At 54.7% G+C, this 23,499-nt stretch carries 17 protein-coding genes and 1 pseudogene; 6 read left to right on the forward strand and 12 right to left on the reverse strand.

What is annotated here, in order from left to right; genetic code table 11:
* Nucleotides 1-31: 31 nt before the first annotated feature.
* From HC757_RS06920 to HC757_RS06950, 7 genes are all read right to left on the reverse strand, one after another.
* On the reverse strand, nt 32-1,300 hold the full coding sequence (locus tag HC757_RS06920) for a sensor histidine kinase (protein WP_169563658.1): 1,269 nt from the start codon (nt 1,298-1,300) through the stop codon (nt 32-34).
* Nucleotides 1,301-1,387: 87 nt separating this feature from the next.
* Nucleotides 1,388-2,788 carry a sigma-54-dependent transcriptional regulator gene (locus HC757_RS06925; protein ID WP_169563569.1) on the reverse strand — a complete coding sequence of 467 codons (1,401 nt, stop codon included), beginning with the start codon at nt 2,786-2,788 and terminating at the stop codon, nt 1,388-1,390.
* A 98-nt stretch (nt 2,789-2,886) separates the two neighbouring features.
* Nucleotides 2,887-4,098 (reverse strand): FtsX-like permease family protein, encoded by a 1,212-nt coding sequence (locus HC757_RS06930; protein WP_169563570.1) that lies wholly within the window; start codon nt 4,096-4,098, stop codon nt 2,887-2,889.
* Nucleotides 4,099-4,108: 10 nt separating this feature from the next.
* Entirely contained in the window at nt 4,109-5,419 is a 1,311-nt protein-coding gene (locus tag HC757_RS06935; protein ID WP_169563571.1) for an ABC transporter permease, read from the reverse strand.
* Between the two features lie 10 nt (nt 5,420-5,429).
* Nucleotides 5,430-6,200: an ABC transporter ATP-binding protein gene (locus tag HC757_RS06940; protein WP_169563572.1), complete on the reverse strand. Its 771-nt coding sequence runs from the start codon at nt 6,198-6,200 to the stop codon at nt 5,430-5,432.
* Between the two features lie 18 nt (nt 6,201-6,218).
* Nucleotides 6,219-6,509: a hypothetical protein gene (locus HC757_RS06945; protein WP_169563573.1), complete on the reverse strand. Its 291-nt coding sequence runs from the start codon at nt 6,507-6,509 to the stop codon at nt 6,219-6,221.
* Nucleotides 6,509-7,771, reverse strand: a complete 1,263-nt coding sequence (locus HC757_RS06950; RefSeq protein WP_169563574.1) for an efflux RND transporter periplasmic adaptor subunit — start codon at nt 7,769-7,771, stop codon at nt 6,509-6,511. Before HC757_RS06950 ends, HC757_RS06945 begins: the two co-directional genes overlap by 1 nt.
* Nucleotides 7,772-8,137: 366 nt before the next feature.
* Here HC757_RS06950 and HC757_RS06955 point away from each other — a divergent pair, with 366 nt between their 5' ends.
* Nucleotides 8,138-8,914 carry a class I SAM-dependent methyltransferase gene (locus tag HC757_RS06955; RefSeq protein WP_169563575.1) on the forward strand — a complete coding sequence of 259 codons (777 nt, stop codon included), beginning with the start codon at nt 8,138-8,140 and terminating at the stop codon, nt 8,912-8,914.
* Between the two features lie 180 nt (nt 8,915-9,094).
* On the opposite strand, the gene HC757_RS06960 is transcribed toward HC757_RS06955, so the two are convergent.
* Together HC757_RS06960 and HC757_RS06965 are read right to left on the reverse strand one after the other, a co-directional pair.
* Entirely contained in the window at nt 9,095-9,490 is a 396-nt protein-coding gene (locus HC757_RS06960) for an MAPEG family protein (RefSeq protein ID WP_169563576.1), read from the reverse strand.
* 183 nt (nt 9,491-9,673) lie between these two features.
* A pseudogene (locus HC757_RS06965) lies at nt 9,674-10,504 on the reverse strand (cobalamin-binding protein); the annotation flags it as partial.
* 270 nt (nt 10,505-10,774) lie between these two features.
* Between HC757_RS06965 and HC757_RS06970 the strand changes: the two are divergent.
* On the forward strand, nt 10,775-12,832 hold the full coding sequence (locus HC757_RS06970; RefSeq protein ID WP_169563578.1) for a M13 family metallopeptidase: 2,058 nt from the start codon (nt 10,775-10,777) through the stop codon (nt 12,830-12,832).
* A 557-nt stretch (nt 12,833-13,389) separates the two neighbouring features.
* Here HC757_RS06970 and HC757_RS06975 read toward each other — a convergent pair.
* The gene (locus HC757_RS06975) at nt 13,390-14,064 is read right to left on the reverse strand and encodes a hypothetical protein (protein WP_169563579.1); all 675 of its coding nucleotides are present in this window, start codon (nt 14,062-14,064) and stop codon (nt 13,390-13,392) included.
* A gap of 545 nt (nt 14,065-14,609) precedes the next feature.
* Here HC757_RS06975 and HC757_RS06980 point away from each other — a divergent pair.
* Nucleotides 14,610-15,320 (forward strand): DUF6445 family protein, encoded by a 711-nt coding sequence (locus HC757_RS06980; RefSeq protein ID WP_169563580.1) that lies wholly within the window; start codon nt 14,610-14,612, stop codon nt 15,318-15,320.
* 1,745 nt (nt 15,321-17,065) lie between these two features.
* Here HC757_RS06980 and HC757_RS06985 read toward each other — a convergent pair.
* Nucleotides 17,066-19,576, reverse strand: coding sequence for a TonB-dependent receptor plug domain-containing protein (locus tag HC757_RS06985; protein WP_244623259.1), 2,511 nt, complete (start codon nt 19,574-19,576; stop codon nt 17,066-17,068).
* Between the two features lie 260 nt (nt 19,577-19,836).
* Here HC757_RS06985 and HC757_RS06990 point away from each other — a divergent pair, with 260 nt between their 5' ends.
* Together HC757_RS06990 and HC757_RS06995 are read left to right on the forward strand one after the other, a co-directional pair.
* Nucleotides 19,837-19,998: a hypothetical protein gene (locus HC757_RS06990; RefSeq protein WP_169563581.1), complete on the forward strand. Its 162-nt coding sequence runs from the start codon at nt 19,837-19,839 to the stop codon at nt 19,996-19,998.
* 64 nt (nt 19,999-20,062) lie between these two features.
* Nucleotides 20,063-21,484, forward strand: coding sequence for an MFS transporter (locus tag HC757_RS06995; protein ID WP_169563582.1), 1,422 nt, complete (start codon nt 20,063-20,065; stop codon nt 21,482-21,484).
* 89 nt (nt 21,485-21,573) lie between these two features.
* On the opposite strand, the gene pyrC is transcribed toward HC757_RS06995, so the two are convergent.
* Nucleotides 21,574-22,611: a dihydroorotase gene (gene pyrC / locus HC757_RS07000; protein ID WP_169563583.1), complete on the reverse strand. Its 1,038-nt coding sequence runs from the start codon at nt 22,609-22,611 to the stop codon at nt 21,574-21,576.
* 248 nt (nt 22,612-22,859) lie between these two features.
* Here pyrC and HC757_RS07005 point away from each other — a divergent pair, with 248 nt between their 5' ends.
* Nucleotides 22,860-23,453 (forward strand): outer membrane beta-barrel protein, encoded by a 594-nt coding sequence (locus HC757_RS07005; protein WP_169563584.1) that lies wholly within the window; start codon nt 22,860-22,862, stop codon nt 23,451-23,453.
* Nucleotides 23,454-23,499: the final 46 nt, after the last annotated feature.

Consider the following 23,499-nt stretch of genomic DNA (forward strand, 5'->3'; position numbering starts at 1 on the left):
GACGTCAAGTCATGGCGGTTTAAGTCTGACGTCAGGTCATAGGCAACCAGCAACTGACGCTCAGGCCACCGCCCTGACGGTTGCTCAGGCCGATGCGGCCTTCGTGGGCTTCGATGATCTCCCGGCATAGCGCCAGCCCCAGACCTGTGCCGGCCTGCTTGGTCGAATAGAAAGGCAGCAGCGCCTGCTCCAACACTTCGGCCGACATCCCAGGCCCCCTGTCATCGACATGGATACTCACCCCCTTGCTGCCACCCTGCTCGCCACTGACTATGCTCATGCTGATGTCCTCCGGCGCCGAGCCGGACTCATGGGCATTCTTGAGCAGGTTGAGCAACACTTGCTCCAGTTGAATAGGATCGCATAACCCGGGCGCCTCGGGCAGGGGCGCCGCCAGGCTGAAGGGATAATGCTGCGCCAGCTGGCCCGTGAGCTTGGACCAATTGATGGCTTCCAGCTTGGGCAGCGGCAATCTGGCAAACTTGGCATAATCTGAGATGAACTGACTCAGGTGATGGGTTCTGTCGGCTATGGTGTCGAAGATCAGCCTGAGTTTGGGCTCGTCCAGATCTTGGGTCAGCAGCTTGCCGGAATTGACCATGGAGGCGATGGGCGCCACGGAGTTGTTCAGCTCATGGCTGATGATGCGGATGACCTTCTTCCACACGGCCACCTCCTGGCGGTGCAACTCCCGGGTAAGCTGCTTGAGCAGGATAAGCTGGTGCCGCTGATTATTGAGCAGGAAGCGCCCGCGGCTCAGGTGCCAGGTCTCGGGTTCATCCTCTCCCATCACGAACAGGCCGTCCTTGCCCTGAGCCACCGCGGCCACCAGCTCGACAGGCATCCCGCTCAGCAGTTCATCCAGCATCAAACCATCGACCCTCTGGCCCTGGTAAAACAGATGCCGGGCGGCATCGTTGGCATAGAGCACCCGCTGGCGATCGTCCAGCAACAGCATCACGTTGGGGGAGCTCTGGATCACCTTGTCCAGCAACAACTCCCGCTGATATATGTATTGACGCTCCTTCCTGAGTTTATCGGCCGCCTCGTTGAACAGCCGCGCCAGCGCCCGCAGCTGGGGATCGCCGCTGACGGGAATACTGACACTGAAATCATTGTCTTTGAAATTCAGCAGGCCTATCTCCAGCGCCGCCAGACTCCTGGCCAGGTTGCGGGTCAGCATCAGGCCACAGCCCCAGGCCAGCGTCAGGGAGAGCAGGCCGGCCAGCCAGAAAAAGTCCGTCCCCAGCCACAACTGCACCCCATAGGCGAGCCCGAACCCCAGGATGCAGGCTAACATGGAAAAAGCGATTAACTTTGTTCTCAGTGACACAGATACTTCCTTAATACATGGGCTTAATGCTCTGGCTCTGGCTCTGGCTCAGCCTCAGCTCCCTATGCCGAACTTTTCCATCCGCCGGTACAAGGCCTGGCGACTGAGTCCAAGTGACTTGGCCACCCTGGCGATCACCCCTTTATGCTCGGCCAAGGCCAGCTCTATGGCGTGCTTGCTGATGTCCTCGGGCGGATGCGCCGATGTCGAGACGGGCTGAATTGCGGCCGCAGAGCCAGCAGCCGCCTGGACTGGGGCATTGGCGGCTGCCGGCGCATCACTGGCGAGTGCCAGACCAAAGTCGGCGGCGGTTAACAGCCTGGCCTGTGCCAGCAACACGGCGCGCTTGCAGGCATTTTCCAGTTCACGCACGTTCCCCGGCCAGGGATGGGCCAGCAGGGCCTGCTTGGCCTGCTTATCCAGAGTGAATTTGGGGCCGATGAAGTGCTGCACCAAGGGCAGAATATCGTCCTTGCGTTGATTGAGCGGTACCAGGGCCAGTTCGATCACATTGAGGCGATAGAAGAGATCCTCCCGAAAGCGGCCCTTGGCTATGTCGTCCGCCAGGTCCGCATTGGTGGCGCTGAGCACCCGTACCTTGACCTTACGGGTCTGGTGGCTGCCCAGACGCTCGAACTCGCCGGTCTGCAACACCCGCAGCAACTTGACCTGACCGGACAGCGGCAGGTTGCCTATCTCGTCCAGGAACAGGGTGCCGCCGTCGGCGGCTTCGAAGCGTCCCAGGCGCGCCTTGGTGGCCCCCGTGAAGGCCCCCGCCTCGGCGCCGAACAGCTCGGCCTCGAGCAACTCCATCGGCAGCGCGCCGACATTGACCTTGATGAAGGGCTTGTCCTTGAGTGACGAGTTGGCGTGTATTATGTCGGCCAACTTATCCTTGCCGGCGCCGTTGGGGCCGGTGATCAACACAGACACATCGGATTTTGCCAGCTGCAGCGCCAGATCGACACAGCGCTGCATGGCGCCGCTGGCAAACACCAGACCGCAGAGATCCGCACCCACTATCGCCGCCATTCTCTGGGTCTCGACCCGCTCCAGGCGGTTGTTGGCGCTGGACAGCTTATACAGGGAAACCAAGTTATTGATGCTGTTGAGCAGCTTGGCATCATCCCAGGGTTTACCCATGTAATCGGCGGCGCCGGCCTTGACCAGCTCCACCGCGGTTTCCAACTGGGTCCAGGCCGTCATCAGTATGATGGGGATATCGGGTTGCGCCTCACGCAGGGCATAGAAGAGGCTCTTGCCCTCCTCCCCCGAAGTGGTGTCTCGGGTGAAGTTCATGTCCTGGATCACCAGCGAGATGTCCTGTTGTGACAACAATGCCAAGGCGGCTTCCGGCGTATTGCAACACAAGGTCCGATAACCGTGGAGTTCCAGCATGAGTGCCAGCGCACTGCAAATGGCCGGATTATCATCGACGACGAGTAGGGTATCCATAGTTTTGAGTTCTGATTCTTATATGAAAATAGCCAATTTAATAACAACTTAACCTAAAGCAGGACAGATTTCTAATCCTATCCTGCTCGAGTGCCGGGTCAGACGCTGCGGGTGGCGAGCGCAGGTGAGATATCGGCGGCCTTCCTGGCGGGGAAAAATACCGCCATAGTGGTCACCAACAAGAGTCCCGCCAGGGTCAACAGCGGATAGATGAGCTCCAGCTTGGGCAGGCTGTAGAACTTCATCAGCTGCTGGCCCAGCAGCACCGCCAGCAGGGCCCCAAGGATGCCGCCGGCGAGGCAGATGAGGTAATTCTCCACCAGGAAATAACTCATGATGTCGCGTTTCCTGGCGCCCAAGGCGCGGCGGGTGCCTATCTGCTTGGTGCGCCGCTCTATGTTGAACATCACCATGCCGGCGAGCCCCAGGGAGGTGATGAGCAGCAGCAGGACCACCATCATGGACAGTATTGTCACCATCAGCTCATGATCCCGGTAAGAGCTTGCCCTGTGCTCGGCGATAGTCTTGAAGTTGTCTATCACACGATTGGGGTTCTCCCTGTGCAGCGCCGCGATGATGCTGTCTTTCAAACCCGGGAGTGCCGCCGCACCGGCCCGCACCATGTAGCTGCTGTTGGCGCCCTGCCCGCCCCAATCTACATTCGCTATGACGCTGTATTCGAAGTTGCGGTGATCGACCCAGGCCCCCTGCAGCTGCTCTATGACACCTATGATCTCCACCTGTTGATCTGTGCCCTGGTACATGATCTTGCCCACAGGCGACTCCTCACCCCAGAAGGCCTGGGCCAAAGGCTTGGATACCAGGGCCAAGATGCCGCTTTCTGCCGGGCTGGAGCGGATCTCCTCGGCAAAGAAGTTACGCCCCTCGACTATTTTGACCCCCAGGGTGTCGACCATCTGCTCGTTGCCCAGGTAAAAAGCAAATCCCGGCGTACTCTTGGCCGTCTCCACGTCGGGACCATCGACCAACCTGTCCATCCAGCCACCGCCACTGAGCGGCAGCATGTTGGTGGAGCTGGCACTGATGACCCCGGGCAGGGCACGCAATATTTGCTGATCCTGTTTGTTCTGCTGCGCCATATCCATGCTGGGATCGAAGTTGTACACATTGAAGCTTAAGATCTCCTCCTCGGCGATGCCCGAGTCCCGCGACATGAGCGCCAGGCGCTCATGTATGATGAAGCTGGCGTTGGCCACTATGGCCACAGACAATATGATTTGAATGAGCAGCAACAGCGGACCGCTTTTGCTGCGCAGCAGGCTGCTCAAGATAGGTTTGATATGCAACATGGTCAGTCCCTTATTGGCTTTTCAGGTAAACGCTTGGCTTGGTGCGGCACACCACCCAGGCGGGATAGAGGCCGGCAATGACGGCGGTGCTGATGGCGATCATGGGCGTGATGAGCCACATGCTGAGATCCAGCCGGGTCAGGCCATCGGCGATATCGAAGCGCGCCGACAAGATCTGCAACGCACCTACCGCCCACAACAGCCCCAGTACGCCACCGAGCAAGCCTATGCTGCCCACCTCCACCATGTACTGGGCGAAAATCTGGGCGCGGCTGGCGCCTATGGCCCGGCGCACCCCGACCTCGGGTGCCCGCTTGAGAAACTTGGTCAGCAGCAGGCCGAGGATGTTGACCAGGCAGACCGACAGGAAGAGCACGCTCAGACCCACCAGCACCTTGTTGTCTTCGGCCACCACATTGTTTTGGGCGAGCCAGGCCGCAATGTCCACCAGGCGCTGCTTGTCCCTTGGCTGCTTGGGATCTGTGAAGCGACCCAACGCCTGCTGCTGCTCGACATAGCCTGCCAGATAGTCGCTGTAGGCGTCGATTTGCTCCTTGCCCTGCAACTCGACCCAGTACTGGATCCAGGCTTTCTCTGAAATGAGCCTGTCGTTGTAGGTCAGCATAGGTTCGAACTTCCAGCCATTGGTATTTCCCCACACCTCGAACTCCTCTATGGGTGTCAGGGAGAAGGGCACGAAGATCTCCTCGGCGTCATTGAAGGCGCCATTGGTGGGATCATAGTATTTGGGCTGCGGGTTCCATTCCTTGATGACCCCGACCACCTGATAAGGCTTACGATTGAGATAGACAGTCCGGCCGACGCTGTTTTCTCCCTTGAAGAAGGTCCGGTTGAGCTTCTCACCTATCACCACTTGGTAGGCGGGCTCAGTGTCGACACTTGCCTCCCAGGCGCTGCCATAGAGGAAAGGCACGGAAAAAATCCCGAAGAAGTCGCTGTCTGTCACCCGTATGCTCTGAAGCACCGGTGCTATCGATTCGTCGTCCGATTGCAAGGCCATGCCGGTGCGAAAGGCCGCCGCTTGGCGCTGAGCGAGATTGGCACTGCGCAGGTTGATCACATCCTGGTAGGTGCGGTTGACATCGAATTCGTCCCAGGAATCCGGGCCCTGACTCCAGAGCTGCACCGAATGGATCTGAGTGCTGCGCTCGCCTGCCGGGTTGAAGGACATCATCTTGTAGACATTGAGTGTGGTGATGGTGATGCCTATGCCGATGGAGATGGCCAGCACCATGAGGAGTGACAAGAAAGGCGTCTTCCTGATGCTGCGCCAGGCGAGATCCACATAATATAAGAACATAGCTATCTCCTCAGGCGCTGGCTTTGGCTTTGGCGGCAAAATCGGCAGCCAGGTCGGCAAGGGGGGTCAGCTCTTGATCCTGGCGCAGTCCCTGCTGCTGACCCAGGCCGGAAGCGGCGAAATCGCATACCTGACCATCGACAATCTGGATATTGCGCTGGGCGCGGCGGGCCAGTTCAGGGTCATGGGTCACCATGACGATGGTGGTGCCTGCCTGGTTGATCTTCTCCAGCAGCTCCATCACCTGACGCGCCATCAGGCTGTCGAGGTTACCCGTAGGTTCGTCGGCGAGCAGGAATCTGGGTTCCCCCGCCAAGGCGCGGGCAATGGCTACCCTTTGTTGCTGGCCACCGGACAGCTGGGTCGGCAGATGCTTCATCCTGGCGCCCAGTCCCACCTGCTCCAGTGCCTGCTCGACCCTGCGCCTGCGCTCGGCGGCCTTGATGCCGCGATAGCGCAGCGGCACTTCGACGTTTTCGGCCAGGTTCAGATCCGGGATCAGATTGAAGCCCTGGAAGATGAAACCTATCTTCTCGTTGCGTACCGCGGCGCTCTTGTTATCGCTCAGGTTGGAGACATCGACACCATCGAGCAGGTATTCACCGTGGGTGAAGCCTTCCAGCATGCCTGCTATGTTGAGGAAGGTGGTCTTGCCCGACCCAGAGGGGCCTGTCACTGCGACAAATTCCCCTTCGTTGACCTCGAGATTAAAGTCGCGCAGTGCGTGGGTCTCGACCAGATCCGTCTTGAATACTTTGCTGATATTTCTCATAGATAACATAGTAATTTTCCTTTTAATTTATTTAGGCGCGTTGCGTAGCAAACCGCAGATTAAATCCCACACACTGGCCAGTAACTCCCGCAACAGCTCGGAGAATAACTGGCTCACACAGATAACATCGGGCCTGGCTGAGCCCTGGGTCCATTCCAACAGGTTCACACTCAGCAAGAACCAGGAGTTAAACTCGGACAGAGCCACTTCTATTCCGGCCGCCAACATGAGCAGGACCACCAGGGTCAGTAGCTTATGTTGCACTGCCTTGGCCGCTAATGCCGCGGCGCTCCGGTACTGTTCAGCCGACTTGTACATCAGCGTACCCTCACCTGCTGCGCCTGACCGAAGCCCTCCAGGCTGGAAATCACCCACACGTCCCCTTCCTGGCCGCCGCCGAGCACTTCGACATCGCTCATGCTGCGGGCACCCAGCTTGATCCGGGTCCTGCTGGCGACATCACCCTCGACCACATAGGCCAACTCGCCGCCACCACTGGTGACGAAGGCGCCGCGTCTCACCATCAAGACGTTTGCCCTGTTCTCCAGCAAGACCCGGGCCGACAGCCGCTGATTCTGACGCAGCTTGAGCCCAGAGTCCTGGGCGAAACGTACCCGTGCCGTCACCTCGCGGTTGCGCACTTCCGGTGAGATGGACGCCAGCTGTCCCATCAGGGTCTCGCCGCCGAAACTCAGCTCCACATCCATGCCCAGCCCCAGCTCATCGGCATAGGATTCGGGCACCGCCAGTTCGGCCTCGAAGGCACTGAGATCCACCACGGTCAAGATGGGCTGACCGGCCGAGATGCGTGCCTTCTGCTCCGTCAGCCAGTTGCCTATGATGCCATCCACAGGGGCCTGGACATCGAGCGCCGCCACCTGCCGCTGCAGCTCGGTCACCACCAGCGCCTGACGCTCAACCTCGAGCGCCTTGTTTTTCAGCTCGAAGCTCAGGGTATCTTTCATCAGCGCCGCTTCCTGCTCGGCGTGCTTGAACATCAACCCGGCCTTATGCAGCTCGTCCTTGCCCTTCTCATAATCTATCTTGCTGATCAGGCTGGCCTGGATCAGCTGTTCGCCACGGCGGCTCTCCCTGTCCGCCGCCGCCATGTCGACCCGCGCCATGTCCAGAGCCTTGTTGGCCTGTAGCTGCTCCCGTCTGGCATCCAGCTTGGCCCGCTCCAGGCTGCCCTGCAGGCCGGCGAGCACCGCCTGTTGTTGTCTCAGGTTGCTGGTCAGCTTGGGACTGGCGATATTGGCCAACACGTCCCCCTTGGCCACCATGTCACCCGGCTGACTCAGCAGGGTGACAGTGCCCTCCTCCGTGCTGTAGAGGATAGGCGCATTGGCGGCCACTATCTTGCCCGTGGTGGCTATGTCACGCACCAGGGTGCCGCGGGTCAGGGTCGCCATTTTCAGCTCGGCGCCATCGACTGACTTGCTGACATCGCCGCCATCCAGGCCGGCCCACACCAGGGCACTGACAAGCACGGTGGCGGTGGCGACCAGCAGTGGTAACTTGAGCCTGCGTCTCAAGCCGGGTTGTAACACCTTGTCCTGGCCACTGGTATCCTTGATCATCCTTTATTCTCCCGCATTATCATCGTCTAATCGAAACTGTCCGCACCCGCTGCCCGGGTGCACCATGGCAAGCTATAGAGCAGGGAATGTGCCAATATTAAATTATCATTATATTTCATATAGATATAATTTTATTTTAATGAGCCAAGGAGAATAAGTGTCCGCGGACACGGGGAAAGTGTCCGCTGTTCGGCCGGGGAAGAGTAAAAGTGTCCGCGGGAATCACTATGTTGACAAGGTTCTTGAGAAAAAACATAAATACCAGTAAGTTAGCCTTATTAACATCGGGGCATGCAGAGACGCTTCCTGTGGCCAGCAATCAAAGGACTGAATAGTCCAGCGACTAAATAATAAGAAGACGAAACAATGGACTATGTAACGATAAACAAAGCCGCCTGGGACAAGTGCACCAAAGTGCACCTGGAATCGGAATTCTATGATGTTAAAGGTTTCATCGCAGGTAAATCATCACTGAATGCCATCGAGTTGGAGCAGGTTGGGGAAGTCAAAGGCAAGAGTCTGCTTCACCTGCAATGCCATTTCGGCCAGGACACTCTGTCTTGGGCCAGGTTGGGCGCCAAGGTGACTGGGGTCGATTTGTCTTCCGAGGCCATAGGGCAAGCCAAAAACCTGGCCAGGGAACTTGGCCTCGATGCCCACTTCATAGATGAGGATATCTACAGCTTTGGGAAAACCAACAGCACGGAATTTGATATCGTCTTCACCTCTTACGGGGCCCTGTGCTGGTTGCCTGACCTGGATCTTTGGGCCGAGACCATAGCCGCGTCACTGAAAGTCGGCGGACAATTCAACCTGGTTGAATTTCATGCTGTTCACGATCTGTTATCGGGTTACTCCTACTTCCCCTCCGACACCCCAGACATTGAAGACGAGGGTACTTATACGGAGAATTGTCCGGGGGAGACGTCGATCCAGGTGACCTGGGCACACTCGTTGAGCCAAGTCATAGGCGCCTTGATAAAGGCGGGAATAGTCATAGAAGACTTTCAGGAATATCCCTACAGTCCTTACAATTGTTTTCCCGAGTTGGAGTTCATCGAAGGCCACGGCTATCAAATGCTGTTCAAAGGCCGGCAAGTCCCGCTCATCTACTCGGTTAAGGGGCGAAAAATCGCCCGATAAGCCTCGGCAAAGGCCTATTTGCCGACATTCTTAAACTTGTACTCGCGAAATGCGCAGCTGAACCCGGGGTGCTCACGGGAGGCTTCATAGCTGCAGCTCATCAGCTGCCGCGGGCTGCAGCACTGCGACACCAGTGCCCGTTTAGGGTGCCACTTCAGTTTTAACCCGCTGGGATTGAGCTTAAAACACCTGCCAGAAGATGCCGAAGCTGGCGAGGGTGGCGATGAACCAGGACAGGGATCTCAGGCTGCCTTTATTGAGCAAATACAAGCAGTGGTACGCCAGGCGGGCGGCGACATGCACCAACGCCAGGGTCGCGGCCGTGTCGTTGACCTTATTGGTGGCGATCACCGCCAAGACGGCCAAACCGAAGATCAGCAGGGATTCGAAGGCGTTCTGATGCGCCGCCAACGCCCGGGCGCCGAAGCCGGTCAGGCTCGCCTCCTGGATCCTGGGATAGGCGTTATCATAGCCGCCGGTTTCGGCCCCGGCTTTAGCCATGGCCCAGGCCAGCGGGCCCTTGGCCAGGTAAGGCAATAGCATGGCGACAAACAGGGATATCAATAGGGTATTCATGGCAATTCCTTTTAAAAACGATTCCAGCGTTCCAATTCCTGGCCCTTTGCATGGGGCCTTAGGTTCTGACTATTAAATACTTGGCCTCGTCTGTACAGGCTCTTTCTCTGCAGGTTCATTCCCTACAGGCTCTTTATTTACAGGCTTTTTATTTACAGGCTTTTTATTTACAGGCTCTGGCCCCCTGGCCTTATCCAGCGCATCACACACCAACTGCACCCCCAGCAGGGCCCTGGGCGCGGCCCTATGCAGCAGATCTGCGTCGAGTTGATAGATATGCCCGCCCTTCACCGCCGGGATCTCCGGCCACTTGGACCAGTCCAGGCCATGCACATTGCCCTCATCCCGGCTCTGGAGTATGACCTGCGGCATGGTCAACAAGACGTTTTCCAAACTGACCTGGGGATAGTCGCTGGCGGCCTGGTAGAACACATTCCGCCCGTGGCAGACTTGGATGATCTGCTGGATCCAGCTGTTCTTCGCCACCGTCATCAGGGGGCTGGACCAGAGCTGGTAGAAGACAGATACCTCGGGCTTGGCCTGGTTCCGGGCCCGAATTTGCGTCAAAGAGGCCAGAAAATCCCCGGCCACCCGGTTCGCCTCCGCCTCATGGCCCACCAGTTTACCCAAGTCCTGCAGCTCATGGGCTATGGCTTCCAGCGTCTTGGGATTACTGTGATACAGCTTGAAGCCCAGGGCTTGCAGCCGGGTTATGTCTTCGACCTTGTTGCCCGAGTCCCACACCAGCACCAGATCCGGATTGAGCTCTATCACCTTCTCTATCTGGATGCCGTAGTAACCGCCGATGCGGGGGATCTGTCTGGCCGCCTCGGGATAATCGGCATGATCTGTGGTGGCGACTATGGCGTCACCCGCCCCTATGGCGTAGAGCATCTCCACCCCATGGGGCGACAGGGCTATGATGCGCTTGGCCGGGTGCTCCTTGGCAACCGAGGGCTCGTCCCCCGCCTGGACCAAAGCCAAAGGCCCATACGGGCCGAATAACAGCGCCATGGATATCAACATCCGGCTTATATGTTTCATGGTATTTCCCTCGTGAATGAACAGCCCCTGACTAAGCAGCGATAAAGTAACATGAAAATGCCCTTTCACTGAGAGCCTGATTCAGTTTCAAGGCTCAGGTTAGCCCGCCGATCCAGGCACAAAAATGTAACATTTAATGAAACTCGCTCTCGAAGCGATTGCAGTTTGCTAAACTGACCGCCGCTATGCCACGCTCTCCAGCCATTACCCCATAAATAACAAGAACAAGGACGGATTTAGATGATACTCAAGAGAAACCTGCTCGCCGGCGCCGTGCTGCTGGCCCTCGGCGCTTGTGGTACCCAAACCCCGACCACGGGCGCATCGGCTGCAGCGACCGAGGCCAAGGTGTCCGGTGTCGACATGACGGCACTCGATACCCAGGTGCGCCCCCAGGATGATTTCTATCAATTTGCCAACGGCGGCTGGCTGGATAATACCGAGATCCCGAAAATCTACTCCGGCTACACCATCTACCACCAGGTCTATGAAGATGCCGAAAAAAGTCTGCTAGAGATCATCAAGCATGCCGCCGCCAGCCAGGCCAAGCCGGGCACAGAAGCCCAGAAGGTCGGCGACACCTATGCCGGCTGGATGGACACAGCCAATATCGAAGCCAAGGGCCTGACGCCGCTCGAGGACGAACTGCAGGCCATAGCCGCGCTCAAGGGGCAAGACGGCTTGGTTGAACTGTTCGCGCAGATGATCCGCGATCAACAGGAAGCGCCGCTGGGCATGTATGTGTCACCGGATCTGAAAGACTCTTCGCAATATGCCGTGTATTTCTACCAGAGCGGCCTGACCCTGCCGAACCGCGATTACTACCTGGATAAAGACAATCAGAACTTCGCCAACATTCGCGAGCAGCTCCCCGCCTTCATCCAAAAAATGCTGAGCTTTACCGATGCCGGCATGACACTCGAGCGCGCCAATGCCGTGTATCGCCTCGAACATAAGATCGCCGAACACCAGTGGTCACAGGTTGAGAACCGGGACGATGAGAAGACCTACAACCCCTACAAGCGCAGCGAGTTGCCGCAACTGGGTAAACACCTGCAGTGGCAGCCCCTGATGGCGGCATTGGGCTTGGATGAGGTCAACCGCGTCATCATAGGCCAGCCCAGCTATTTCAGCGCCCTGGATACACTCATTGCCGAAACGCCCTTAACCGTGTGGCAAGACTACCTCAGCTTCCACTTGGTGCTGGGCTACGCCGGCGACCTGCCAGCGGCCATAGACAGCACGGCCTTCGAGTTTATGGGGCAGAAGCTGCAGGGCCAGAGCGAGCAGACGCCACGTTGGAAGCGCGGTGTCGGCAAGGTCAATGGCGCACTGGGTGAGGCCGTCGGCAAGCTCTATGTCGAGCAACGCTTCCCGGCCAAGGCCAAGGAGAAGATGACCGAGCTGGTCAACAACGTGCTGGCGGTATTCGACGACAGCATAGACAAGCTGGATTGGATGAGTGAAGCGACCCGCAAGGCCGCCAAGCTCAAGCGCTCCCAGTTCACCACCAAGATAGGCTATCCCGATGTCTGGCGCGACTATTCGGCACTGACCATAGTCCCTGGCGATCACCTGGGCAATATGCAGCGCGTGCATGCCTTCGACTATCAACGCCAACTCGACAAGCTGGGTAACCCCATAGACAAGAACGAGTGGTTCATGACGCCACAGACGGTCAATGCCTATTACGATCCGACCAAGAACGAGATAGTGTTTCCGGCGGCGCGCCTGCAACAACCCTTCTTCCAGCTCGATGCCGACGATGCCATCAACTATGGCGCCATAGGCGGGGTGATAGGTCATGAGATCAGCCATGGTTTCGACGACAGCGGCAGCAAATACGATGGTCGGGGCAATTTGCACGACTGGTGGACCAAGGCCGACAGAGCCGCCTTCGAGGCCCGTACCCAGCGCCTGGTCGAGCAATATAACCAGTTTTCCCCCATAGAAGGCATGACGGTCAACGGCGAACTCACCCTGGGTGAGAACATAGGGGATCTGTCCGGGGTCACCATGGCCTACCGCGCCTATATCCGCAGCCTCAAGGGCAAGAAAGCACCGGTGATCAACGGCTTTACCGGGCCGCAGCGTTTCTTCATCGGCTATGCCATGTCGCGCAAGGGCAAATACAAGCGCGAGACCACGGTCAGCCGCCTGGCCTCGGATCCCCATTCACCGCTGCAATACAGGGTCAATGGCGTCTATCGCAACCTGACCGAGTTCCAGCAGGCCTTCGACGTCAAACCCGGCGACGGCATGTACCTAGCCCCCGAGGACAGAGTACAGCTCTGGTAAGTGGCTAACAGCCCAAATAAGAAGCAGGCCTAAAAAGCCTGCTTTTTTATTGCCAGGCGGCAGCTGGCAGGTGCAAGCACTAAGGTGACACGCTTGTCGAGATAGCTGGCACGCCGACTTTTGATCTTAAAAGAGTTGTCCCTATAAGCTCTACGCTGGTATCTGACCGCCAAGGAGGGTGGAAATGCCTATGGCGTATGGAACGCCCTAAATAGCGGTTCCTAAATGTAGTTCCACCAAGCCGACATCAAGCGCAGACACGCATAAATCCATCCATGGAGCTCCTACGTGCCATCCATGGCGCGAAGGGTCTGCTTATTGAGGTCGGCTTGCTTGGGGTGATAGTTGCATCATTCGAAACACTTATAAAGCCCCTCCTTGCGAAGGCCAAACGCCCGCTTGCACCCTATGAGTTACCTCTTCGTATCGACAGCGCCCGAAGTCTGCGACTGTCTTGACTCGCCGATCGATCCACTTCGAGGAACGACTGGATGCTTACATCGCTATGACAGGCTCGCACAGGTAAATATTATTTCGTAAAAACCTAACGCATATCATCAATTTATTTTATGAGCGCGAAGCAAGCGATTAAAATTCCACTGAATGCTTATGTCAGGATTCGCTACCATATTCAGTGAAACAAGTCTTTCTCTAACGCGTTTTAAGATGCGATATGTTCTATAATCTCTACCAACAACCGCTGCAATCAATATAAACATTATCATTACAAAAAAACCAGCTATAGACTCAACCCCAGTGCCCATAACAATATTAGCCGAACCCATAATCATCCCAAACAAAAACAAAAATGTAGCAGCAAAAAATGAGTAAGTAAACTGTAGCTTATCAAACCAATCAACCTCGACAGCAGCTTTCATATTGTCCGACCTTATATATTGAGACAATCTTTTTAACTCACCATTACTCGCCACGCCTAAAATGTATATCTCCATCAAAATATTATTATTCTCAGGAGTAGACTTAACCCCAGAAGCAAGTCTAAATATCTCATTTTCTTTCAACAACTTAAGGTACCGACCAGAAACAGACTCTTCATCTAGGTGCTCATTTAATGATATCAACCTTTTAAAATATCGTTTCACAAAAACTTCTTCGTAAAAATCAATCAACCCTTTAACTACCCTCACAGCGACACCTATAAGGGCTACAGTTAAACCGATTCCGAATGTAATTGTATTCTCTTTTACAATTTCAGGGATAGCTATGTCCATATATTCCTCAAAAAATTCAAGCCAAAAAAAAATTCAAGCCAGCCATATTAAAACAATAACATAATGCCCTTTCAGTTAGTGCTCAAGCTAGGGAAAATGATTTAGCCGATAAAGAGTCGACAGGACATGATGCAAAACGGATGAGGATTGATAAAACAGGTCTACTTCACTCAAAAACAGTGATTTTTGGCGCCAGTTACCCAACCCATTTCCATTCATAGGATCCTGAAAGGTACCGCTTTAAACAATGAAGTTAACGTCAGCCTGCATTGAGGTGCTGACAACTGGCGTAAAAATGCCGTCGTCGTTTCTCTAAATGCTCACAATAGCTGCTGAGCTCTTGCAGCGTTCCCACCTCCGATAGGACATGTGAACACTTCGCTTGACGTCGCGGATCCGGAATGGATTCTAGGTAATCGAGCAAAGACTTCTGGGCCATTGACCAAAAAAAAGCCACTAATGCTCTCACCCTGGGCTCTCGGGTAGACTTGAATATTTCTAGAGGGTAGGATTGCCATAGAGCCTATAAACACGGAGGGTAAATAATGCACGATCGAGTTCCAGAAGGAATAGAGGCACTTGAAGTCCCCTATAACGCCCCTATACTCCCATACGAAAAACCTGAACTTGAAGTCAATTATTGGATTGCTGATGATTTTTTCCCGGAACAGCATGCGATAGAAATTTCAAATAGATGTTTTAACAAACCAAAATGGAAATTAGGAAAACCATATACAAATGAATTATGGCCCGGTAGACGCTCACATAATGCATTAAATAAAAAGGAATTATCTATTATTGAAGAGTGGGTAAAAGTTAAAATCAAGAAAGACAAATTGTGGGTTGAAAAATCGGACACTGTTGTGGTTGACAGTAATGCGGCTATCTTGGTGGGAGAAGAAGAAGGGAGTGCTAGACCGCATGTTGATAATAGGAAATTATGCAGGTATGCCGCAGTGCTATTTTTAAGCCCTAAACCAGAAGCATCAGCAGGCACATCATTTTATCGCCTTAAATATACAAATGGCGCTGCAGGCGGGAATATTGTTCCCTCACCATTTTTCAATTTGGTTGATGCCTTGAATGTCACTAGTTTACCATCGAGTGCCTGGTATTTGGACCAGACAATTGAAAACAAGTTTAATAGACTTATTTTATTTAAGGGCAATATGGTTCATAGCGCCAGCGCTTATTTCGGGAAAGAAAAACGAGAAAAAAGATTGGCTGTCACATTTTTTTGGATGACAGAGGATTAATTTTTTTCGCAGCCTGAATATATGCCAGTACAACAGCTGAAAGCGATAAATGAGCCACATCTAAAGCAACGATAAGAGTGAGAATATTGAACAGAAAATTGAGGCAAAAAAGCCTTGAGTGAGCAGAACATTACCTTGACTCACAGGGAACGTCCATATATGGACTTATTTTTTAAGCTTCCTTAGTTATTTAAGCCTCAATTTAAAAACAGCTACACATTTTATATAAGTTTTCTTTTGTTCTTAGGCATCAACACGTTCCCATAAATGAACTAATGCAGAAGCAAGAGTTATTTTATGTATATTCTATGTAGAATTATATATCAAAGAGTTAATTTTATCATGGAATTTATCTCTACCGGTGCTACCCACTAATTTCTCAAACACCTCCTGATTAATTGCATCATAATCGCCAGGAAAATCCCAATAAGATCGCTCAATAACAAACATTAACACTCTTTACTTAAACTCAGCGCTAACAGTATCCTCACATCTCAACAACCACGACAAAAAATTTAATTACACCCCGAAATCAAAATTGTAAAACAGCTTTTAAAACTGCCTTTTCAACGAATATGTCTTTAATATTTAAGCGTGTTTTCATTGGATATTCCATGTGATGTTTACTGTAATAAGTTAAGGTGACAAACTCAGTAAATCTCTCTATTGCATATGGTATCCTATTTTTATTCAAGCTTTGCCAGTGTTTTTTAATAGAAACGGTATGCAGCAAACACTCCCTTCAATAGCTTGCTTTTCATAAAATGAAAACATTTCTTTAATATTTGAATGCTCTACAAAATGTTTCATTGCAATGTAAGAGACGGGAAACAAGCCTCGTTTCAGTATCCCATCAATCCGATGTGGATTAAAATCGCGACTTTCTACTCCCGAACTAAAGAGATGTTCAGTAAACAACTCATCATTAGCAATTAATTCATGGCACTTTTTCCATCCTTGTGTATCAAAGCCATCTAATTTTTTCTCTAAAAAAGACGCAGATAAAAATCCTTAAGGCTATGTGACTGATGCATTATTGCTATTCTACGAACATCATCTTCAAGGACACTAGATTTATTCACCAAAACTCCTAGGGATTTAACGCCCAGCTCTAGCGAATCCCCAGATAATTCCTTTTGGATTCAATTTAGCAGACATGCATGGTGTTGTTTGATCTAATCAATTTCGCCACCTATTCTAGGAACTGGCTACTAGAGCCTACTCCATGCGCGTTACTTTCGTCATGTGAGCGTATCTTACACGATTTACTCAAAAAGCAATGCTCTCACTCTCGTATATAAAAGAAGAATAAAAAATACCTTAATTATCTGATGGTTGCCATGAAGACCTTGCTTGATCATATTAATTGGAGAGGCATAACTTTTTTCAAGCCAATACACTCCAATCGAAGAGACAAATTTCCCCATCGAAGCTCCACGACTTTATTCCAAGCGTAGTTTGGAAAAATGAAGACAGCACAGGCACAACTCCCCAATGAACCTTACAGCTGCGCAGGCATTGTTTCACCAGTGACCTTCGGCGCTTAATTTCGAGACAGCAGGGATGTTTTAGTAGAGCCCACATGGGCGTGCTTGCGGTAGGTCACTGGTGGAACAATGCCAAGGTCAAATTAGCCGAAGTCTTGGTCCAAGTTCTTCTCTAATGCTCCAATAAAAAACCGCAGTCAGACTGCGGTTTTGTTTTTGAGACCGACACTTGGGTCACAGATGCTAATCTGGGTCAGATTAGAAGCTGTAGACCGCCTTGGCGTAGTAGGCGCCGCCGTTGATGCCGAAGGGCAAGGTTTCCCAGCCATAGGTGAAACCTGCCTGACTGTAGACGTCGCCTTCTTCACCCCACTTGTCCGGATAGACGTCGAAGATGTTGGTGCCGCCGATGGTCAATCTCAGCTCATCGGTCGCCTGATAGCTCACCGACAGGTCCGTCAGCCACTTGCCGCTCCAGGTCTTCTTGGAACCGAAGGCCTGACCGGACACTTCGCCATAGTAAGTGTTGTTCAGCGCCACTTCCCAATCGCTCAGCTGATAGATGACCGACAGGTTGAGCTTCTCACCCGGCTGGCCCTCTTCCAGACGCAGCTTCTGCACGTCGCCGAACAGGGTCTCAGCCGGAATGATGGACGACTTGGAATGGATCGCCTTGACCTCGTTATCCACCAGACTCAGTGCCGCCGCCAGCTTGAGATCGGCGCCGTGATCCAGCGATATGTCATAGGTGGCCACCAGATCCAGGCCGCGGGTGCGGGTGTCCACCGAGTTGGTGAAGAACTGCGCCGCCCCCAGGCGGTTGGCCGCCAGTGCCGCCGCCACCTCAGGGCCTATGTCGGCGGTCAGGGGATCTGAGATCACTATCCTGTCGTCTATGTCTATCTGGAAGATATCCAGAGACAGCTTCAGATCGTCTATGGGCTCGGCCACCATGCCTATGCTGTAGCTGAGCGAGGTTTCCACGTCCAGATTTTCGATGCCGAACTCGGCGGCCACTGGGCTGGAGTTGGCGACTGTGCCTGTCTCAACCAGCTCGCCATTGACCAGGTTGGTCAGCACCTGGCTGTAGTTGATCTGCTGCACGCCCGGGGCCCGGAAGCCGGAAGACACTGTGCCCCTGATGGAGAAGCTGTCGTTGAACTCGTAACGGCTCGACAGCTTGCCGGAGACGTTGTCACCCGCCATCTGGTAGTGCTCATAGCGCACCGCGGCGCCGACCAAGAGTTCGTCGGTCAGATTGGTCTCGGCATCGGCATACAGGGCATAGCTGCTCCTGTCCTGATCCACCGCCTGTTTGGGGCCGAATCCCGGGAAGCCCTGGATACCCGCCATCACTGGGGTGCCTGTGTCGCTGTGCAGTATGGGGGTCGTGCCGTTGTTGCGGCCATAGCTGTAGGACCAGGGATCGCCCGCCACTATCTGGTAGGCATCCTGGCGCAGTTCCAGACCGAAGGCCAGGTACAGGGGCTCGAGATTGGCGCCCCAGTCCACGCTGCCGTTGATGTCGGCGTTGACCGTGGTCTGCTCGAAGATCAGCGTGCCGTCGTGGGCCGAGGTCGGTGTCTCGCCATAGATGCCGCTGTTGTCCGGCTTGGGCTCGTAGTACCAGCTGACGTTGGCCGAATTATTGGAGTTGAAGGAGAACTCGCTGCGGCCCCAGACGGCGCCCACGTCCCATTTCCAGTCTTCGTTCAGATCGCCGCGCAGGCCTGCCGCCGCCGAGGTATCGTCGACATTGGTGCTGAGTTGCGGCAGGAAGCCCTCGGGATAGAGCTCAGGAATAGTCCTGTCGCTGCCCGGGCCACGGAAGAAACCGGCCGACTCGCCGTCGCGGCTGGAATAGCCACCGAAGAAGTACAGCTCAGTGGTGTCGCTGAGATCGTAGCCGCCGTTGACCCAGGCATAGAGGTTTTTGGACTCGGCATCCCCTATGTGCAGGCGCACCACGCTCTGATCGTTCTCATCCCACCACTTGCCGATGAGATTGCCGCCGGTCAGTTCCAGCGTCGCCGGCCCCGCCCTGTTGGTCTCGCCCCTGTCCCTGTACTCCAGGCTCAGGTTGATGAAGCCGGCGTCACCCAGGGCGAAGCCCTTGTTCGCCGCCAGCACCAGGTTTTCACCGTCGCCCTCGTAGGTCTGGCCGGCTTCCACCCGCAGGCTGCCCGCTTCGCTCGAGTCCTTCAGCACTATGTTGATCACCCCGGCAATGGCATCCGAACCATACTGGGCGGCGGCGCCGTCACGCAGTACCTCGACCCTTTTGACCGCACTCAAGGGGATGGCGTTGATATCGTAACCCGCCGAGCCCTTGCCCACGGTTTCCTGGGTATTGACCAGGGCCTGCTGATGGCGGCGCTTGCCGTTGACCAGCACCAACACCTGATCCGGGCCCAAGCCCCTCAGGGTGGCCGGACGTATGATGTCGCTGCCGTCGCTGACCGTGGTGCTGGAGAAGTTGAATGACGGGGCGGCTATCTGCAGCGCCCGGCCAAGCTCGGTGGCGCCGCTCTGTGCCAGCTGCTCCTCGCCTATGATGTCCACCGGCGCCGGTGATTCTGTCGCCATCCGGCCACTGACCCTGGTGCCTATGGTGGTGATGACCTCTATCTTCTTCTGCCCGGTCGCCTGGGGCGCATCCTCTGCGGCCAACACCTGAAAGGAAGCGCCCAGACACAGGGCGGCAATGCTGGCCGCCAGGGGAGAGAGACGCACTATGTTGTTCGTTTGATTTCCCGTGTTCTTGTTCAACTTAAATACTCCACTTCATTGATTTTAAGTTATATTTTTCTGTTTGCATCCGGTGCCCTGACGGCATCTTGTTATCAAACAGCAAACAGCTGCACCCACGCTAACATAGGTGTAACCCATGATTAACAAAATGCAAGGTGAAAATTTTTCACCTTGAGGCTGACTGCAAAGCGGCAGGGGCATAGCGAGCAAGCCAGGGATGGATTTAGTCGGTTTTAAACAAAGAGTTAACTCTAAAGCCGTGAAAACCCTTGGGGGTGTTGAAGAAAGCAGCAGGAGTCAAACATGATGCGCTTGAGCCTATGGCAGGCAAGGCGTCCACCAAAGCAGATGAGCCGCCTTATTCAGGCAGTATTGCCGACGCAAAGCCGGATAATTTCCTTTCACGGCGCTGTTTTGTTACTCTCGACGCCCAGATTTGAGCCCGGGTGCATACAGTACCTGAGGTTTCTCCCCCACATCACTTGGTACAGGAGCATAAAAACAATGACATCCCCCCAGTCCACGCCCAAGGGCTTTCCCAAGGCGTTTTGGATAGCCAACTGCGTCGAATTGCTGGAGCGCGCCGCCTATTACGGCGTCTTCATAGTGATCACCCTGTATCTGTCACGGATCCTCGGATTCGATGACATAGAAGCCGCCTGGATCGCCGGCTCCTTCTCCGCCGGCCTGTATTTCCTGCCCACCTTCTCCGGCGCCCTGGCCGACAAGATAGGTTTCAGGCGCGCCCTGATGCTGGCATTCGGCCTGCTGACCCTGGGTTATGCCGGTCTGGCACTGTTTCCGGCACTGCTCGAAGGTCAGGGGCTGGTACAATATGGCCGCGAGGTGGTATTCAATGGGCTGCAACAGGCGGATATCCGCTGGGCGATAGTGCCCATCATGGTGGTCATAATGATCGGCGGCTCCTTCATCAAGGCGGTGATCACAGGTACCGTCGCCCGGGAAACGACGGAATCCAACCGCGCCAAGGGCTTTTCCATCTTCTACATGATGGTCAACATAGGTGCCTTCTCCGGCAAGACGATAGTCAAGCCATTGCGGGAATCCATGGGGGACTTGGGTCTCATTAACCTCAACTATTTTGCCGCCGCCATGACCCTGCTGGCATTTTTCTGCATTCTGCTGTTCTACAAGAATGCCGAATCCAGCCAGAACGGCAAATCCGTCGGCGAGATCTGGCAGTCGCTGCTCAAGGTGCTGGGCAACACCCGCCTCATCACCCTGATCCTCATCATCACAGGCTTCTGGATGGTACAACACCAGCTCTACGCCACCATGCCCAAATACGTGCTGCGCATGGCCGGCGAAGGCGCTTCCCCTTCCTGGTATGCCAACGTCAACCCCCTGGTCGTGGTCGTCACTGTCGGCTTCGTCACCTCGCTGATGAAGGGCCGCAGCTCGCTGTTTTCCATGACTGTGGGCATGTTTATCATGCCTGTCTCGGCGCTCGCCATGGCCTCGGGCAACCTGCTCGGCGGCGGAAATATAGATCTGGGCCTGGTGCAGATGCATCCGGTTGCCCTGATGATGATAGTCGGCATCATATTCCAGGGTCTCGCCGAATCCTTCATCTCGCCGCGCTTCCTGGAGTTCTTCTCCCTGCAGGCCCCCAAGGGTGAGGAAGGCCTGTATCTGGGTTTCTCCCATCTGCATTCCTTCATCAGTTCCCTGATAGGCTTCGGCCTGTCGGGCTATCTGCTGAGTGCCTACTGCCCGGATCCCAAGACCTTTGCCACCACGGCCGAGTGGCAGGCCGCAGCCAGCAACGCCCACTACATCTGGTACGTGTTCGCCGCCATAGCTTTGGTGTCGGCCATCTCGCTGGTGATCTACGGCAAGGTGATCGCCCGCCTGGATGCCAAGCAGCAAACCGGCGGAGCGACCGAGTTGGCCGCCGAAGTGTGAGCGGCAAAAACAAGATGATATGAAAACAAAAAAGGAGCCCAGGCTCCTTTTTTATTGCTCACAACTCAGCATACCAACAGCGGGCTATTTCACTCGCCAGATTTCACCTGCCAGGCGATGGTCTCACCGGCACGGATCGGCACCACACAGGTGTCGCCCAGAGGGTAAGACTCGGGCACGGACCAGTCGGCCTTAACCAGGGTGATGCTGTCTGTGTTGCGCGGCAGGCCGTAAAAATCCGGGCCGTTGAAGCTGGCGAAGGCCTCCAGCTTGTCCAGGGCATCGACCGACTCGAAGGCTTCGGCGTACAGTTCTATGGCGGCATGGGCCGTATAGGAACCGGCGCAGCCGCAGGCGGCTTCCTTCTTGTCCTTGTAATGGGGCGCCGAGTCGGTGCCGAGGAAGAACTTCTTGCTGCCTGAGGCGATGGCGCCCAACAGCGCCTCTTGATGTGTGTTGCGCTTGAGGATAGGCAGGCAGTAGAAGTGTGGCCTGATGCCACCGGCCAACATATGGTTGCGGTTATACAGCAGGTGATGGGCCGTGATGGTCGCCGCCACCTTGTCCGATGCCTGGTTAACGAAGTCCACCGCATCCTTGGTGGTGATGTGTTCCAGCACCACTTTCAGCTCGGGAAAATCCGCCACTACCTGGCTGAGTATCTTGTCGATGAAGATCTGCTCGCGATCGAAGATGTCGATACTCGAGTCTGTCACCTCACCATGCACCAACAGCAGCAATCCGGCCTCCTGCATGGCGGCCAGCACGGGATAGATGTTCTTCACATCCGTCACACCTGAATCCGAGTTGGTGGTGGCACCGGCGGGATACAGCTTGGCGGCAACGACTTTCCCCGAGGCCTTGGCCTTGAAGATCTCCTCGGCCCTGGTGTTGTCCGTCAGGTACAGGACCATCAAGGGCTCGAACTGACCTTGGGGTTGTGCCTGTTGGATCCTGCCGTAATAGCCCAGCGCCGCCGCCGTGTCCATCACGGGTGGCACCAGATTCGGCATCACTACCGCGCGCCCCATGTAGCGGCTGATGTCTCTCACTGTGTCTTTAAGTTGACTGCCGTCACGCAGGTGTACGTGCCAGTCATCCGGGCGGGTAATAGTAATACTTGTCATTGCCGTCTCTTTTGCTTGCAGGGTTTGAGGGATCTTATTGCCCGCAGAGGGCGCTGTAAAGCATTCGAGAACGAAACAGCCTATCGTTGCGGCCTTTCCCATGCCCTAAGCCCGGAAAAGGGTGCCTACAGCCGCAGTGGCCCGAGCCCGTAATAAAGAGCTGGCATCACAAAACTGTCATCTTGGTCTATATTTTCTAGCGGTGGGATTGTCAAATCCCCTGTCATAAAACCAATTAAGGATGATGAATGATGAACAGATCATGGTTACTAGTGCCTGTCCTGGGCACACTCTATCTCAATGGTGTCAGTGCCAACGAGCTTTATCCTCACGACAACGTACAACACATGTACCTGGGACTCAGCGGCGCTTTCGTCGATGTCGATGCAGACGTTGTTGATTTTGATACTCTGGCGGCAGGGTCTCTGAGCATAGACAACACCCTGCTGGGGGTTATCGTCGGCTATCAGCTGCACGAGAACTTCGCCTTCGAGGCCAGGGGCTATGGCAATACCTCTGATGAAACTATTGATGGCATTGATTTTTCAGTGGACAGCCATTTCAGCGTACTGGCCAGAGGGATCTTGCCGTTAAATCAATATTTCAGGCCCTATGTCCTCTTGGGCTATGGCAAGTCAAGGGCGTCGATCGGAGGATTTTCTGACGACGACAACGACATCATCTATGGCGCGGGACTCGCCATATCCAACGGCAACAGGGTGCAACTGGAGCTGGAATGGATGCGGATCTACGATGAGAGTTTCAGTACGGGAAGTGGAAGCCTGAGCCTGAAAGGCGACAGCATCAACCTGAACTTGGTGTACCACTTCCCCAGCCCCTAGATTAACCCTACTGCACCTTAGCGATGGGCCGACACTCGGCTGAGTG

Origin of the sequence: Shewanella salipaludis, from assembly GCF_012911865.1 — a bacterium.
GTDB lineage: Bacteria > Pseudomonadota > Gammaproteobacteria > Enterobacterales > Shewanellaceae > Shewanella > Shewanella salipaludis.